This is a genomic window from Geminicoccus flavidas, assembly GCF_009806515.1.
Classification (GTDB): domain Bacteria; phylum Pseudomonadota; class Alphaproteobacteria; order Geminicoccales; family Geminicoccaceae; genus Geminicoccus; species Geminicoccus flavidus.
Genome location: NZ_WUJP01000822.1, coordinates 1 through 835, shown reverse-complemented (window position 1 = coordinate 835; position 835 = coordinate 1). Strand labels below are relative to the sequence as shown.

At 68.7% G+C, this 835-nt stretch carries 1 protein-coding gene; it reads right to left on the bottom strand.

Going from position 1 to position 835, the window contains the following annotated elements; translation table 11 throughout:
- A partial coding sequence (locus tag EQG76_RS23670) for a tetratricopeptide repeat protein (RefSeq protein ID WP_159716924.1) occupies positions 1-835 on the bottom strand: 835 nt, incomplete at both ends.

Genomic DNA, 835 nt, shown 5'->3' with positions numbered 1-835 from the left:
GGCGGCGCAGCACCTCGTCGCGCCACCGGTACGCCTCGTCCAGCATGTCGAGATGGGCATGGGCGGAAGCCAACAGCCGTGCACCCTCCCCGGGATCGCGCATCTTCTGGACGACCTGGATGACCCGCCGGTAATCGCCTTTCTGGAAATAGACGTCGCCCAGCCGCCAGAAAAGGATGTCCGGCGTATCCGGCTCCAGCTGGATCGCGCGCTCCAGCAGGGCCTCGGCCTCCTGGGTCCTGCCGGCATAGGAGTGGACGATGGCGAGCTGGGAAAGGATCTCGCTGTCGTTGGGATTGTGGCGCAGCGCGGTCTCGTAGGTGGCGAGCGCCCGGTCGAGCTCGCCCCGATAGAGCTGGACCCAGCCGAGCTCGCCGTGGGCGCGCGCATCGCTCGGGTCCAGCCCGATCGCGTGCTCGGCGCATATCTGGGCCAAGTCCATCGAGCGGTCGGGCGCATCGCTCCAGCGATAGCGCCATTCATGGTTGTAGGCGCGCGACAGGTTGCTCCAGGCGCGGGCGAAGTTGCGGTCCAGGTCGATCGCCTGCTGGAACAGGCTGCGCGCCCGCGCATTGCCGGCCGGGTCGTAGCGGTTCATCTCGTAGCGGCCGCGCAGGACCAGATGGTAGGCCTCCAGGCTGCTGGTACCGCGGCCCAGTGCCTGGCGCTCCTCGTGGCGCACCAGGCCGCCCACCAGGTGCCCGACGATCTGGCGGGTCAGCTCGTCCTGGACGTCGGCCAGCTCGGTGAAGCCGCCGCTGTAGCGCCTGGACCAGGCGACGAACCCTGTCTCGACCTCGACCAGGTTGGCGTTCAGGCGGAAGTGGTCGTCCAG